Source organism: Dorea sp. BIOML-A1, from assembly GCF_009875615.1.
Classification (GTDB): domain Bacteria; phylum Bacillota; class Clostridia; order Lachnospirales; family Lachnospiraceae; genus Dorea_A; species Dorea_A amylophila.
The window spans coordinates 20,045-34,236 of record NZ_WWSA01000014.1 but is presented as its reverse complement, the minus strand read 5'-3'; the positions used below and the strand labels follow the sequence as shown (position 1 = coordinate 34,236).

At 43.2% G+C, this 14,192-nt stretch carries 13 protein-coding genes; 2 read left to right on the top strand and 11 right to left on the bottom strand.

What is annotated here, in order from left to right:
* Positions 1-58: 58 nt before the first annotated feature.
* From recJ to GT508_RS07315, 6 genes are all read right to left on the bottom strand, one after another.
* Entirely contained in the window at positions 59-1,819 is a 1,761-nt protein-coding gene (gene recJ, locus GT508_RS07340) for a single-stranded-DNA-specific exonuclease RecJ (protein ID WP_161143894.1), read from the bottom strand.
* A 108-nt stretch (positions 1,820-1,927) separates the two neighbouring features.
* The gene (secD, locus tag GT508_RS07335) at positions 1,928-4,090 is read right to left on the bottom strand and encodes a protein translocase subunit SecD (protein ID WP_161143893.1); all 2,163 of its coding nucleotides are present in this window, start codon (positions 4,088-4,090) and stop codon (positions 1,928-1,930) included.
* Between the two features lie 28 nt (positions 4,091-4,118).
* Entirely contained in the window at positions 4,119-5,513 is a 1,395-nt protein-coding gene (gene scfB / locus GT508_RS07330; protein WP_117598036.1) for a thioether cross-link-forming SCIFF peptide maturase, read from the bottom strand.
* A gap of 154 nt (positions 5,514-5,667) precedes the next feature.
* Positions 5,668-5,808 (bottom strand): six-cysteine ranthipeptide SCIFF, encoded by a 141-nt coding sequence (gene scfA / locus GT508_RS07325; protein ID WP_044924571.1) that lies wholly within the window; start codon positions 5,806-5,808, stop codon positions 5,668-5,670.
* 73 nt (positions 5,809-5,881) lie between these two features.
* Positions 5,882-6,256, bottom strand: coding sequence for a TIGR04086 family membrane protein (locus GT508_RS07320; RefSeq protein WP_028086694.1), 375 nt, complete (start codon positions 6,254-6,256; stop codon positions 5,882-5,884).
* A 73-nt stretch (positions 6,257-6,329) separates the two neighbouring features.
* On the bottom strand, positions 6,330-6,875 hold the full coding sequence (locus GT508_RS07315) for a stage V sporulation T C-terminal domain-containing protein (protein WP_055280965.1): 546 nt from the start codon (positions 6,873-6,875) through the stop codon (positions 6,330-6,332).
* A 170-nt stretch (positions 6,876-7,045) separates the two neighbouring features.
* Here GT508_RS07315 and GT508_RS07310 point away from each other — a divergent pair, with 170 nt between their 5' ends.
* On the top strand, positions 7,046-7,492 hold the full coding sequence (locus GT508_RS07310; protein WP_028086696.1) for a GatB/YqeY domain-containing protein: 447 nt from the start codon (positions 7,046-7,048) through the stop codon (positions 7,490-7,492).
* 66 nt (positions 7,493-7,558) lie between these two features.
* On the opposite strand, the gene GT508_RS07305 is transcribed toward GT508_RS07310, so the two are convergent.
* From GT508_RS07305 to pth, 3 genes are read right to left on the bottom strand one after another with little or no spacing between them, the layout of a single operon-like run.
* Positions 7,559-8,608 carry a peptidylprolyl isomerase gene (locus tag GT508_RS07305; RefSeq protein WP_118309425.1) on the bottom strand — a complete coding sequence of 350 codons (1,050 nt, stop codon included), beginning with the start codon at positions 8,606-8,608 and terminating at the stop codon, positions 7,559-7,561.
* Between the two features lie 16 nt (positions 8,609-8,624).
* Complete coding sequence (mfd, locus tag GT508_RS07300; RefSeq protein ID WP_161143892.1) at positions 8,625-12,005, bottom strand: transcription-repair coupling factor; 3,381 nt, start codon at positions 12,003-12,005, stop codon at positions 8,625-8,627.
* 4 nt (positions 12,006-12,009) lie between these two features.
* A complete protein-coding gene (gene pth, locus GT508_RS07295; protein ID WP_028086699.1) occupies positions 12,010-12,594 on the bottom strand; it encodes an aminoacyl-tRNA hydrolase in 585 nt (194 codons plus the stop codon).
* A 145-nt stretch (positions 12,595-12,739) separates the two neighbouring features.
* Between pth and GT508_RS07290 the strand changes: the two genes are divergently transcribed.
* Positions 12,740-13,174 carry an FMN-binding protein gene (locus GT508_RS07290; RefSeq protein ID WP_028086700.1) on the top strand — a complete coding sequence of 145 codons (435 nt, stop codon included), beginning with the start codon at positions 12,740-12,742 and terminating at the stop codon, positions 13,172-13,174.
* Between the two features lie 71 nt (positions 13,175-13,245).
* Here GT508_RS07290 and GT508_RS07285 read toward each other — a convergent pair whose 3' ends face one another.
* Together GT508_RS07285 and GT508_RS07280 are read right to left on the bottom strand one after the other, a co-directional pair.
* Entirely contained in the window at positions 13,246-13,509 is a 264-nt protein-coding gene (locus GT508_RS07285; protein WP_028086701.1) for a hypothetical protein, read from the bottom strand.
* Positions 13,510-13,535: 26 nt separating this feature from the next.
* Complete coding sequence (locus GT508_RS07280) at positions 13,536-14,183, bottom strand: HAD family hydrolase (RefSeq protein ID WP_226853697.1); 648 nt, start codon at positions 14,181-14,183, stop codon at positions 13,536-13,538.
* Positions 14,184-14,192: the final 9 nt, after the last annotated feature.

Here is a 14,192-nt window from a genome sequence, read left to right as displayed (position 1 = left end):
TCTGTCTAAAATATAACTTTAAGTATAGCATTACTTTTTCTAATTTTCAATCTATGGTTTAACGGTAATGCGTCACCACAATCTGTGGTGTCTTTTTCCCCATATATTCATTAATATCCGGATAATATGTCATCGAAATCCGGATCTGTCTGCCACGGCCTTTTAAGAGTGCATCCACTTCTGTCTTTCCATACTGTTCTTCCAGTTTGCTCAGAAAATCATCTGCATGATGGAACAGCATTGCTTCGATCCTGCATCCATTCACATCCTGCACCTGTAATTTCAGTACATTTCTATTCTTCCCAAGAATTCTTGCACCAAGTAATGTGACATCGCGTGCTGCAAATACCGGTTTTGTATTTCCTTTTCCAAATGGTTCCAGAAGTTCCAGTTCTTTCACCAATCCTTCCGTCACACATCCGAACGGCATCTCCATATCGATAGTTACTTTTTCTTTCATCTCTTCTTCGGTCAGCGTACAGTTTTTATTCAACATCTCACGAAATTTCCCGACATTCTCTTTCGGAAGTGACAATCCGGCTGCCAGCCGGTGTCCGCCAAACTTCGTCAGCAATTCTTTGCATTTATTCAGTTCTTCATACATGTGGTATCCGTCGATCGACCTGCCGGATCCTTTCACTCCTTCTTCTGCATCCGTCAGTACAAACACCGGTTTATAATAGTTCTCTCTTATCCTTCCGGCGACGATACCTGCCAGACTTTCATGACAATCCGGAAGATAAACGACCAACACCTTGTCCTTGGAAATGGTTGTTGTCTCCACCTGCTCTTCTGCCTGTTTTACAGCCTCTTCCGTCATATCCTTCCTGCTGTCATTCAACGCTTTCAAGTCTCCTGCAAGGATATCTGCCTCCTTCTGCGTTCCTGCTCTCAGTAATTCCAGCGCACGTTTTGCTGTATCCAATCTTCCGCTGGCATTGATACATGGCCCGAGTACAAAACCGATATGATAAGAATTCAGGCTGTTCTTGTCAATCCCTGTACACTCGATCAAAGCTTTCAATCCCGGATTCTTTGTGCGTCTCAGCATCTGAAGACCTTCTTTGACAAAAATACGGTTCTCATCTTCCAGATCCATCACGTCTCCGATCGTAGCGATCGCAACATTTTCGATCAGATCATCCAGATCCGCCGAATCCTTTCCCATACTCTCCCACAATGCCTCCATCAGCTTGTATGCAACCGCAGCACCGCAGAGTCCTTTAAATGGATAGAGACAATCCGGCTGCTTAGGATCCATAACCGCATCTGCCGGCGGAATTCTGTATCGTTTTTCTCCATCCTGTTCATCAAACGGGACCTCATGGTGATCTGTTACGATCACTGTCATCCCCATTTCTTTTCCATACGCGATTTCATCTGCTGCCGCGATCCCATTATCACAGGTAATGAGCGTATCTACACCGGCTTCATAAGCTCTTTCGACCAGATGCCTGTTCAGTCCATATCCGTCACTGATACGGTCTGGTATATCACTGTCCACATCCGCACCGAGACGTTCCAGTCCTTCCAGCAGAATGTAAGTTGCATTCACTCCGTCTATATCATAATCTCCGATCACCCGGATTTTCTTATCTTCCAGGATCTTCTCTTGCAGAATATCGATTGCTTTATCCATATCTTTCATCAGCATTCCATCATACAGATCACTGATTGTTCCATTCAGATAGCGGTCAACCGCTTCTTCCCCGATCACATCCCTGTTCCGGATCAGACATGCCAGCCGCGGGCTGATCTGGTATTTTTTCCCTATTGCCTCAAAATCTGCGCCTTTCCGCAGCAGAACCCATCGTTCCATTGTTGTCGCTCCTTTGTCTCTTCAGTCTAAGTACAATTACTTTTTAATTTTAAAAAAGCAGTTATACCCTGTCAACAGGCATAACTGCTTTTCAAATCATTTTCTGATTTATTTTTTCTTTTTGTTTGTTGCTTTTTTAGAGACTTTTGTTTTCATAACATACCACAGGGCTCCTGTGATACATACGGAAGAATATCCTCCGCAGATGATACCTGCCATAAGCGGTGCTGCAAATTCACGAATAGAACTTACACCCATAATAAACAGAACAAATACCATGATAAATGTCGTCAACGATGTATAAATACTTCTTGTCAACGTCTGTGTTATACACTTATTTACCACTTCAGCCAGATCATCGTTTCTCTTCATCAGTGGAAGTTCCTCACGGATTCTGTCAAAGATTACAATCGTTGCATTGATGGAATAACCGACAATCGTCAGCATACATGCAATAAATGTTGTTCCCACTGAGATTCTGGATGCCGCATAGAATGCAAGTACCACCAGAACGTCATGTAACAGTGCCGCAACCGCACTTGTAGCAAAACGTACATCTTTGAAACGGAACCAGATGTAAAGCAGCATAAAGATTGTTGCCACGATCACGGCAATTACTGCATCACGACGCATCTCACCACTGATCGTAGAACTTATATTTTCAGCTGTGATATCGGATTCTTTCACTCCGAATGTAGTTTTCAGTGCTTTGTTGACCTGCTCACGTTTCGCAAGACTTAATGTCTTTGTTTTAATAATGACCTGTTTGGTTCCGGACACCTTCTGTGTCTGAATGTTGTGGTCTCCTGTAATCTTTTCTACTACAGGAACAATCTCTTCATCGATCTCATCGATAGAATAATCTTTGTCAAATTTCACATTCATAGAAGTTCCGCCCTGGAAATCCAGACTGTATGCCAGTGCTCCATTTCCCTTTGCCGAATTGACTCCCATGATCACAAATCCTGCAAGGATCAGTGCAATGGAAACGCTGAAGAATATCTTCTTCTTTCCGAGGAAATTCACCGGCTTTCTTTCTTTCATCTGATGATAATACAGACTCTCTTTGCGGATTCCGATTCCATAGAATGCATATACGATCATACGTGTGATCACCAGTGCGGTAAACATGGATACCACAATACCGATTGCCAGTGTCTGTGCGAATCCTTTTACTGTTCCGGAACCTTTGAACCACAGAACCGCTGCTGCAATCAGGGTTGTTACGTTACCGTCAACGATAGCTGACATTGCTTTCTGGAATCCTGCCTTGAGTGATGACTTCACAGTTTTTCCTTTCGCCATCTCTTCACGCACACGGGCAAAGATAATAACGTTCGCATCCACCGCCATACCAATACTTAAAATGATACCTGCAATACCCGGAAGGGTTAAGGTTACATCAAATGCATTCAGGATCACCAGTACAATCTCTGTATAGATCAGCAGTGCAAGACTGGATGCCAGTCCCGGAAGCCTGTATACCAGAATCATAAACAGGAATACCAGGATCAGACCGATCACTCCCGCCTTCAGACTTGTGCTAAGTGCCTGTTCTCCAAGTTGTGCTCCGACTACATTCGAACGTAATTCTTCCAGTTCCAGTTTCAGTCCACCGATACGGATCGTTGATGCCAGATTATCAGCTTCTTCGTATGTGAAGTCTCCAGTAATATAAGCCTGTCCGCCTGTGATCGCAGACTGGACAACCGGACTGGAGATGGTCTCACCGTCATAAATGATCGCAATCTGTTTTCCGATATTGTTCTGTGTTGCTGTAGCAAATTTCTTTGTTCCTAATTTTGTCAGGTTCAGTTCTACGGAGTATTCTTTATTCCCCATATCATCCTGACCACTCTTTGCAGATGCACTCTTTACATCGGTTCCTGTAAGGACCGTCTCACCATCTGCCGTCTGGAAAGAAAGGGAACCTGGTTTTCCAAGTTCATCCAGAATCTTATTGGCATCTGTAACACCAGGAATCTCGATATTGATTCGGTCGTCTCCCTCCTGGTATACACTTGCTTCTGTACTGTACTGCTCTACTCGCTTTTGCAGCTTATAGATTGTATCACTCATCTCTTCTTTGGTCGGATTCTTATCTTTTACCTGATAAGTGATGCTGACACCACCGGCAAGATCCAGACCAAGTTTGATGTTCTTCATCGCACCGGTCTTAGATTTTCCAATTCCTGTGATAACAGTAAAACCAAGACCGACGATGAGAATTACAGTCAGAAGCAGACTCAGTATGCTTTTTGACTTTTTCATCGTTCTCCTACACATCCTCTCGAATTATTTATTCTTCTGCAAGTGCAGCCTTCATCATGATCGCACACTCTACACGCTTCCTTTGCATCTCACAGCCGATCTCATAGGTATCATGGATCGTACCGTGGAAATTGTAAGAGTTTGCCATACATCCACCACTGCAATAGAATTTTGCAAAACAGTTTCTGCATTTATCTTTCGAATACACATTACAGCTTCTGAAATCGTCCGCGATCTCCGGCTTCACGATTCCATCGTCCACATTACCCATCAGAAACTCTTCCTGTCCGACGAACTGATGGCATGGATAGAGGTCGCCCCATGGTGTAACAGCCAGATACTCTGTTCCGGAACCACATCCGGATAAACGTTTTGCCACACACGGACCACCGTTTAAATCTATCATAAAATGGAAGAAATTGAAGCCTTTTCCCTCTTTCTCGCGTTCGATCATCATCTTCGCAAGTTTGTCATATTCCTCCATGATCTTAGGAAGATCTTCCTCCCTGATCGCATACGGATCACTTTCATCTCCAACGACCGGCTCGATCGACATCTGTTTGAATCCAAGATCTGCAAAATGCATAATATCATTGGAAAAGTCCAGATTGTTTCTTGTAAATGTTCCACGGATATAATATTTTTCCTGATTTCTGCTTTCTGCAAGCTTCTGGAATTTCGGAACGATCAAATCATAGCTTCCCGTTCCGTTACGGAACGGACGCATCTGGTCATTGATTTCCTTTCTTCCATCCAGACTTAATACAACATTGTCCATCTCTTTATTTACAAATTCCTGGATCTCATCATTTAAAAGGACACCGTTGGTCGTAACGGTAAAACGGAAATGCTTGTTGTGGATCTTCTCCTGTTCTCTTCCGTAAGCCACCAGATCTTTTACAACCTGCCAGTTCATCAGAGGTTCCCCTCCGAAGAAGTCAACTTCCAGGTTGCGGCGGTTTCCGGAATTTGCGATCAGGAAATCCAGTGCCTTCTTACCCACTTCAAAACTCATAAGTGCACGTCTTCCGTGGTACTCTCCCTCTTCTGCGAAGCAATATTTACAGGCAAGGTTACAGTCATGTGCAATGTGCAGGCACAATGCTTTTACGACCGTTTTCCTCTTCTTCACCTCTTCAATCATGCATTCGTATGTATCTTTTACAAATAACTGTCCGCCTTCTGTCAGCTCGATCACATCTGACAATGCATCTTCGATATCTGACGCTTCGTATTTATTTCCAAGTGACTGCAGAAGCTGATCTTTTACACCTGTTTCTTTTAATGTTCCGGCAGTTGGTTCTGTCTCTGATCCGTTCAATTTTGCGATTACATCATAACAGACATCATCTACCACATGTACAGAGCCGCTGTACACATCCATAACGATATTGTATCCATTATTACGGTACTGATGAATCATATCTGGTACCCCTTTCTTGTTTTTCATATTCTATATCGGAAAATTCCTGTTATTTCTCTGATTGTCTGAAATCTCATGCTGTCAGATAATTCCATGAACAGCAAGAAACAGCGACCCTAAAGACCGCTGTCCCGAGTATCCATATGATTTTAAATTATTTGTTCTGTTCGCAAGTCTGATTTCCTACTGTGCAGGATGTCTTACATGCTGACTGGCATGATGTCTGACATTCGCCACAGCCACTTTTTTTCAGGTTGCTGTTCATAGGTTTATTCAATGATTTTACATGTTTCATGTTCATGTCCCTCCTTACTATTGCTTAACTTATATTATTATAACATTTCAATATAGGTTTCGCAATCCTTTTCTTAGGATATCATTCCGCCGGCCATGCCGCCTCCCGCACACAACGCAAATGTCACCAATATCTCTGTACTGCTTCCATGAAATGTACGGTAGATTCCGACTGTGACAAGCAAAAGTAACGCAAAATACAATATTCCCAGAACAATTCCCCACAGGAACCGCCTGACTTTTGCAAGTTTTCCCACCACAAGTCCGCCGGTAAATGTCGAGATCAGATAGACTGCCGTCACTCCTGCCGTCACCGCGCCTTCATTTAATTCGAATTTATAAAGAGCCAGCGCCAGTATTATCAGAAGAATACCTGTCACTACATATGCCGCAAGAAGAGCTTTCACCATCCACATGATCCATACTTCATTTTGTTCTTTTTTTCTCATCTGCTCCCTCCTCATCTATCACAGATTATGAAGAGAGACTCTCATTTATGCTTCTGTTCTGTCCATAATTGTTCTATTGTTCCATCTGTTTTCCCAGAACCTTCGCTGTATATTCCGCAAGGCAGATTTCTCTTTCTTCAAACAGGTCTTTCTGATCCATGTTCAGCAGGAGTACCGCCCCGATCACATCCCCCGCACACAGGATCGGACTGATCACCTCCTGACTGTAAGGTTCTGTTTTGCTCACCACCGGCACATATCTTTTTTCTCCTGCTTTTGCATTCTGCGTCTTTCTTTCCTTCAGAAACTCTCCGAGTTCCCTTGTTATATCTTCATCCTGCAGCTCTTTCTTCCCGTTTCCTGCCGCTGCGACCACCTGATCCATATCACAGATTCCTGCCAGACATCCCAGCATCTGCGACAGACTTTCTGCATACTGTTTGGCGAATGCCGATAATTCTCCGATCGGAGAATATTTCTTCAGAATAATCTCTCCTTCCTTGTCCGTGAATATCTCCAGTGGGTCGCCTTCCCTGATCCTCAGTGTTCTTCTGATTTCTTTTGGAACGACTACACGTCCCAGATCATCGATCCTTCTTACGATTCCTGTTGCTTTCATAGCATTTATCTTCCTCCTGTTTTTTCTGTTTTTTTCTGTTTTTTCCATATTTTCTAACATATGGTTAGTATGCTGAGAAAAAGATGGAATTATTCATTCTGATATTAGACTGGATATTTTTTCAATAGTTTTGTATAATAGTTGGAAGAAAATATTAGGAGGAATGAATCATGAGTAAAATTGATGAAGTACGTGCTGATATGGTCAAAGCCATGAAAGCAAAAGACAAAGACACAAAGGAAACTTTATCCATGCTGCTTGCAGCTCTTAAGAATAAAGCAATCGACAAACGTGCGGATCTGACACCAGAAGAAGAGACACAGGTTATCTTAAAAGAGATCAAGCAGACAAAAGAGACACTCGATATGACTCCTGCAGACCGTACAGAGATCATCGAAGAATGCAATAAGCGTCTTGCAGTTCTGGAACAATATGCTCCTAAGATGATGGATGAAGCAGAGATCAAAGAAGTTGTTGCTTCTGTTCTTGCAGAAATGGGACTGGATGCTCCTACTGCAAAGGATAAAGGAAAGATCATGAAAAACCTGATGCCTAAAGTAAAAGGCAAGGCAGACGGAAAGCTCGTTAACGAGATCGTATCTGCTTTTATGAATTAAGACAGTACCATTATTAATGGGCGGCACCCGGTTGGATGCTGCCCATTCTTCTTATCTCTATTCGTCTTAGTTACCCGAAGCACTGTCTGTGCTTGTTCCGGTTGTACTTGTATCTTTGGCTTTTACGCTCAATTTCGTGAAATCAATCTTATTCCATGTTCCTTTGTGAACAGTGATTTTTTCCTCTTTCTTCCATTTCTTTAATACTTTTTTATAGTATTTATCCTGTTTCTCTGTGAGCAGGGACTGTTTCTTGGTCTCTGTGGCTGCTTCATCATTGAGGCTTGTAACTTTTGCCACATAGCATGCGGTATCACTTTCAACCACACCCGTAAGCTCACCTTCTCCCAATTTGTCTGCTGCTTTTACAACTTCTTTAGACGGACTTACAGAATCCGAATCAAACGTTGCATCTTTTGCTTCGGTTCCCTGTTCGGTTGCATAGGATGCAAAATCTTCCGCCGTCTTTGCTCCCTCTGCAAATGCCGCAGCTTTTTCCTTTACCTGCTTCTTCTCATCATCGGATACAGTCGTATCTGATGAATCGGACGAATCTGATGATGTAGTATAATCAAACTCCACATACTGCATATGCTTCTGTACTGCTTCTTCATCTGTTACATTCACATTTGCTTCCGCTACGATTGCCGAACGCATCTTCTGCTCGATCACCATCAATGTCATGACACGTTTTACATTCTCTTCGGAACCAGATACCTTGTCTTTTTTCTTCTGGGAGTTGGCCTTGTCAAATTCTTCAGCCGCATCATTGATTGCTTTTTTATCTGCTTTTGTAAGCTTTACGTCATAATCCTTCATATGCTTTTCCAGAAGTGCCATATTCTTCAGATCATCCAGCAAAGTTTCTTTGATCGATTCTTCATAGGTCTTGCCGTCTGACGCATTTTTCGTCCACATATCATCTCCGCCGAAATAACTCGCAAAGTATGTTTCATACTGAGCCTGTGTATATCTTGCATAGAAATTTGCAACACCTGCCGTGATCTCTTCATCTCCTGCTTTTACGACCACCGCATCATCCTTCAACGATCCACATCCGGTAAGTGATGCTGCCATAATCCCTGCCAGCGCTAATATTAATGCTCTTTTTTTCATTTATCCTAACCTGCCTTTATTTGCTTAATGGGTCAATTATACCGCTTTTTTCTCCGCCTATCAATCCTTTCAACCCATTTAACACATTTTTCGTAATTTCCAGTGCATCTGTCTGCTTCTCTTTCAGATTTCTTCTCTTCTTCTCATAGATAAAACACGGCTGGGCTCCGTCTGCTTTGAATGTCAGTTTCCCACGGAAATCTTCGATCAGCTTTGGAATCCGTTCCGGATGTACCTTCGCTTTTTCATACATGATAAATGTGTAAACCTCTCCCTTTTGTTCGACAGCCGTTACATACAACTGATGTGCCTGTGCTTTCAATGCGGCAACTTCCAGAAGTTTCTCCACCTTCTTCGGAATATCTCCAAACCGGTCTGTCAGTTCTTCTGCCATATCTTCCATTTCTTCCCGGCTCTCAATTGCAGCGATTCGTTTATAGACATCCAGTTTCTGGTATTCATTCGAAATATAAGATGCCGGAATAAATGCATCCACATTCAGATCCATCGTAGTTGTGAAGGTCTCCTCTTCTTCCATCTCACCTTTCAGATGCTTCACCGCTTCGTTCAACATCTTACAGTAAAGGTCATATCCGACCGCCTCCATATGACCATGCTGCTCCGCACCCAAAAGATTTCCCGCTCCACGGATTTCCAGGTCACGCATCGCAATCTTGAATCCTGAGCCAAGGTCCGTGAATTCACGGATAGCAGCCAGCCTCTTTTCTGCCACTTCTCTTAACATCTTATCTCTCCGGTAGAGAAGGAATGCATATGCCATGCGGTTGGAACGTCCGACACGTCCGCGCAGCTGGTAAAGCTGTGAAAGTCCAAGCCGGTCTGCATCATGAATGATCATCGTATTTGCATTTGAGATATCCAGTCCGGTCTCTATGATCGTTGTGGATACCAACACATCGATCTCTCCGTTGATAAAGTCGTACATGATCCTCTCCAGTTCATGCTCCCGCATCTGTCCGTGCGCATAGGCAACCGACAGATCCGGCACCAGCTTCTGCACATGTCCTGCTACCTCATCGATATCTTCCACACGGTTATAGACATAGTATACCTGCCCCTGTCTTGCACATTCCCGTTCGATTGCTTCACGTACCATCTCGTCATTATATTCCATAACATATGTCTGGATCGGCATACGGTCATTCGGTGCTTCCTCCAATACACTCATATCGCGAATACCGATCAGGCTCATATGAAGTGTTCTCGGGATCGGAGTCGCTGTAAGTGTCAATACATCTACATTTTCCTTCAATTTCTTGATTTTTTCTTTGTGCTGAACACCGAACCGCTGTTCTTCATCGATGATCAGAAGCCCCAGATCTTTGAATTTCAAGTCTTCACTCAGTACCCGATGTGTTCCGATAATGATATCTACCAGTCCCTTTTTCGCATCCTCGATCGTCTTTTTCTGCTGTGCCGGTGTACGGAATCTGCACATCAGGTCAATCCGCACCGGGAACTCTTTCATACGCTGTACGAATGTCCGGTAATGCTGCTGTGCAAGAATCGTTGTCGGAACCAGATAGACTACCTGCTTACTCTCCTGTACAGCTTTGAATGCCGCACGGATTGCAACCTCCGTCTTACCAAATCCAACATCCCCACAGATCAGACGATCCATGATCTTATGACTTTCCATATCTTTTTTTACAGCCTCGATCGCCATCATCTGATCTTCCGTCTCTTCAAACGGAAACATCTCTTCAAATTCTCTCTGCCATACTGTATCTTCTCCGTAGACATAACCATCCTGCTCCTGTCTTGCCGCATACAGCTTCACCAGATCTCTTGCAATCTCTTTTACGGCACCGCGCACCCTGGTCTTGGTCCGATTCCACTCCTGGGTTCCCAACTTATTCAGCTTTGGTTTCTTTGCATCGGCACTGGCATATTTCTGTATCAGATCCAGCTGTGTTGCCGGGATATAGAGATTCCCGCCCTGTGCATACGAGATTTTCATATAATCTTTTGAAATCTTGTCTACAACGATCTTTTCAATTCCCTGATAGACGCCTACACCATGATTCTCATGAACAACATAATCTCCCGGCTTCAGTTCCGAAAAACTCTGGATCTTGCGTCCTTCATAAGTCTTTCTTTTTTTCTTCTTTTTTCTTTTTCCGAAAATGTCCGACTCTGCGATCACAGTGAATTTAAGCATTGGATATTCATACCCTTCCGCAATGTATCCATATGCCGTCATAATTTCTCCAGGCTTTACTTCGCGGTCCAATTCTTCACCGTAATAACTGCTTAGATTATAATCTCTTAAATCTTCCGCCAGCCTCTTTGCACGGGTTCTCGATCCTGACAGCAGGACTACCCTGTATCCGTTTCTTTTCAGTCTCTTAAGATCCTGTGTCAGCATCTCAAAACTGTTATTGTACGGATTCACACTCTTAGCCTGGATTTCATAAGATTCTCTTACTTCCAATCCCCTGCACTTCATCTCTAACGCAAAAAAGCCGATACTGCTGTAAGTATTGATCTTCTTCAGGATATCTGCAACCGGAAATATCTTTGCCTCTTCCTCTTCCAGTTCATACCCGTTCTCCAGACGCTTTTTCTGCGCTTCCAAAAACTCTTCTTCAATATTCTGTCCGCGCTCCACAAGACGCACCGGTTCATCCAGAAAAAGAATGGTATCTTCTTTCGAAAAATAATCCAGGAACGATACTCCCTTCTCTTCTCCCTGCGGAAATTCCACCGCCGGATAGATGGTAATTTCTGTCATATTCTCAATGGACCGCTGACTCTCCACGTCAAAAGTCCGGATAGAATCCACCTCATCTCCCCAAAATTCAATCCTTACCGGAAACTCCTCCGTCAGTGGATAGATATCCAGTATTCCTCCCCGCACTGCAAACTGCCCCGGGCCTTCTACCTGTACTTCCCTGTCATACCCTACATCAGAAAGTCTCTCTGCCATCTCGTCCAGTTTAAGGACACTGTCGTTTTGTATCTTCAGTACTTTTTCTTCAATACTCTCTTTTGGTGCGAGGTGATCCATGAACCCATCCAGACTTGTCACAATCGTCACAGGTGTTCCGGAAAGCACTGCCTGGATTCCTTCCATTCTCTGCTTCACCAGCTCTTTACTACGGATATCTGCTTTATAGAACAGAAAATCCTTTGCCGGATACAGATAAGTATTGTTGTCCAGGAATCGGTATTCTTCATATATCTGTTTTGCTTTTGTCTCACTGGAACAGGCGATGACCTTGTATTTACAGCCATCGCCAATTGCATACATCATATGAGATTTCTGGGAATTCACACATCCGCATACACGGATCATTCCTGCATCTTTTTTCTTATTTTTACAGAGTTCTTCAAACTCTGCAAGTTCTTTTAACGGTCCGATTAAGCCCTGCATCTTTTTATGCCTCCTTAGGCTTTACTTTCCTGTTATACTGGTTCATGGCAGCCTCGATCTCTCCATTTAAGATCATTCCCACCGCATGGTCTGCGCGGTCATATCCCTCTTCCATCAATTCACGATCTTCTTTCGAAAAATGTCCCAGTACATAATCCGCCAGGTCGTATTTCTTTGGCTTCTCCCCAACGCCGATCTTGATTCTCGGAAACACATCGGTTCCAAGGTTGGCAATAATATTTTTTATTCCATTATGCCCTCCGGCGCTTCCTTTCTTACGGATTCTCAACTGCCCTACATCCAGACTGATATCATCATAGATCACAAGAAGTTCGTGTTCTTCATCAATCTTATAATAATTGACCAGTTCTCTTAAGCTTTCCCCGCTCAGATTCATATACGTCTGCGGTTTTACCAGAAGCACCTTCTGTCCCCCGATCATTCCTTTGCCGATCAGTGCTCTTCCTTTTCTTCCGTCTACAGAAATATTATATCTGTCTGCCAACATATCTATGACATCAAACCCTACATTGTGTCTGGTTCCTTCATACTGAAGTGTAGGATTTCCAAGTCCTGCAATAATAAACATAATTTTTCACCTTCCATTTCTTTTATCATTCTACAAGAACCTTTTCCATTTGTCACGGAAAAATTAAACGAATAATTCTTCCACATTTTTCATACATTATAGAAAATGAAACAATCTTTGAAACCAATTACCAGGAGGTCTCACTATGAGTTCCAAAACAAAAATTGTTGTACTTCACATGAAAGAAATCATCTATACCGTTATTTTCGCAGTATTGGCCATTATTCTGATCCTGCTTTTGATATTCATGTTCCGCCCGGAACATCGCTCCGCCTCAAAAGATAACCGGATCTATACTCCGGGAATCTACACCTCAGATATCACTCTGAACAATACTGCGCTGGAAGTTGAGGTGACTGTAGATGAATCCCATATCAATTCCATCCGTTTCACCAATCTGAACGAATCTATCACAACCATGTATCCGTTCATCGAACCTGCGATCGAAGATATTGCCGAACAGGTCTACAAAAAACAGTCACTCGACAATATCCAGTATTCATCTGACACTCCTTACACTTCCCAGCTGATTGTCCAGGCCATTGAAACTGCATTGAAAAAAGCCGGAACTACAAAGTAGTTGCGGCTTTTTCTTACATCTGACAGTGGCCTGTGCGATGCCACCCGGCAGGTACTTTCGTCTTTTTGCTTTTATCCTTCAACGATAAGATAACGACCATCCGATAGCGCAAATACTTCTGATGCATCTTCAATCTCTTCGTCAGACATTCCACTGACATCCATTCCTTCCTGATCAAGGAATTCCCTGACTTCTCCGATATTATCTACGATAGAAGCCATACAGTCCTCCAGAAAAGCCTCTGCCTCTTCCAAAGTCTCTGCAACCGGTTCATCAAACAGCTGTCCCTGATTCAAAATAAACGTCTGCAGACATTCTTCATCATACTCGTACATACATCTCAACCTCCCTTATCGTAATATTACACAAACTGCAACAGTTCATCCGGTCTGTCGATCAGATCATCTACTCCCGCAGTTTCTAACGTTTTTCTGTCCCGGAATCCCCACAACACACCTATCGTCTTAAGGCCTGCATTCCTTCCGGTTGCCGCATCAACTTCTGAATCTCCGATATACAGGCATTCTTCTTTTGATACGTGCATCTGTTCCATAAGATACCATACTCCGTCCGGCTCCGGTTTCCTTCGGATACCTTCTTTCTGTCCCTGTGCATAATCAAACAATTCTTCTCCAAAGATTGCTTTCACAACTTTTACTGTCTGACGGTCCGGCTTATTGGAAAGGACTGCCAGTTGAATTCCTTTATCTTTCAATGCTTTCAACATCTCCGGGATTCCTTCATAAGGTGTTACATGATATGTACAATTCCGGTCAAATATACGTCCGTATATTTCCATCCCCTCTTCAATCCTTGAAGCATCTGTGTCTCCGGCTGCTTTCAGTGACTTTTCTATTAATACCCTGGCTCCATTCCCGACGAACAACCTGCACTGATCTTTTGTGATCTTGGAAAGTCCCATCTCCTCAAGTGTCAGATTTACGGAATATGTCATAGATTCCAATGTATTTGTTAATGTTCCATCCAGATCAAATATACAAGCTTTCATTATACAAAT

Coding starts and splice junctions, on each gene's coding strand:
- GT508_RS07285 (WP_028086701.1), bottom strand. CDS start 13,509: ATGTACGAGTATGATGAAGAATGTCTGCAGACGTTTATTTTGAATCAG.
- GT508_RS07280 (WP_226853697.1), bottom strand. CDS start 14,183: ATGAAAGCTTGTATATTTGATCTGGATGGAACATTAACAAATACATTG.
- secD (WP_161143893.1), bottom strand. CDS start 4,090: ATGAAAAAGTCAAAAAGCATACTGAGTCTGCTTCTGACTGTAATTCTC.
- GT508_RS07290 (WP_028086700.1), top strand. CDS start 12,740: ATGAGTTCCAAAACAAAAATTGTTGTACTTCACATGAAAGAAATCATC.
- pth (WP_028086699.1), bottom strand. CDS start 12,594: ATGTTTATTATTGCAGGACTTGGAAATCCTACACTTCAGTATGAAGGA.
- scfA (WP_044924571.1), bottom strand. CDS start 5,808: ATGAAACATGTAAAATCATTGAATAAACCTATGAACAGCAACCTGAAA.
- GT508_RS07315 (WP_055280965.1), bottom strand. CDS start 6,875: ATGAAAGCAACAGGAATCGTAAGAAGGATCGATGATCTGGGACGTGTA.
- GT508_RS07310 (WP_028086696.1), top strand. CDS start 7,046: ATGAGTAAAATTGATGAAGTACGTGCTGATATGGTCAAAGCCATGAAA.
- GT508_RS07320 (WP_028086694.1), bottom strand. CDS start 6,256: ATGAGAAAAAAAGAACAAAATGAAGTATGGATCATGTGGATGGTGAAA.
- recJ (WP_161143894.1), bottom strand. CDS start 1,819: ATGGAACGATGGGTTCTGCTGCGGAAAGGCGCAGATTTTGAGGCAATA.
- GT508_RS07305 (WP_118309425.1), bottom strand. CDS start 8,608: ATGAAAAAAAGAGCATTAATATTAGCGCTGGCAGGGATTATGGCAGCA.
- scfB (WP_117598036.1), bottom strand. CDS start 5,513: ATGATTCATCAGTACCGTAATAATGGATACAATATCGTTATGGATGTG.
- mfd (WP_161143892.1), bottom strand. CDS start 12,005: ATGCAGGGCTTAATCGGACCGTTAAAAGAACTTGCAGAGTTTGAAGAA.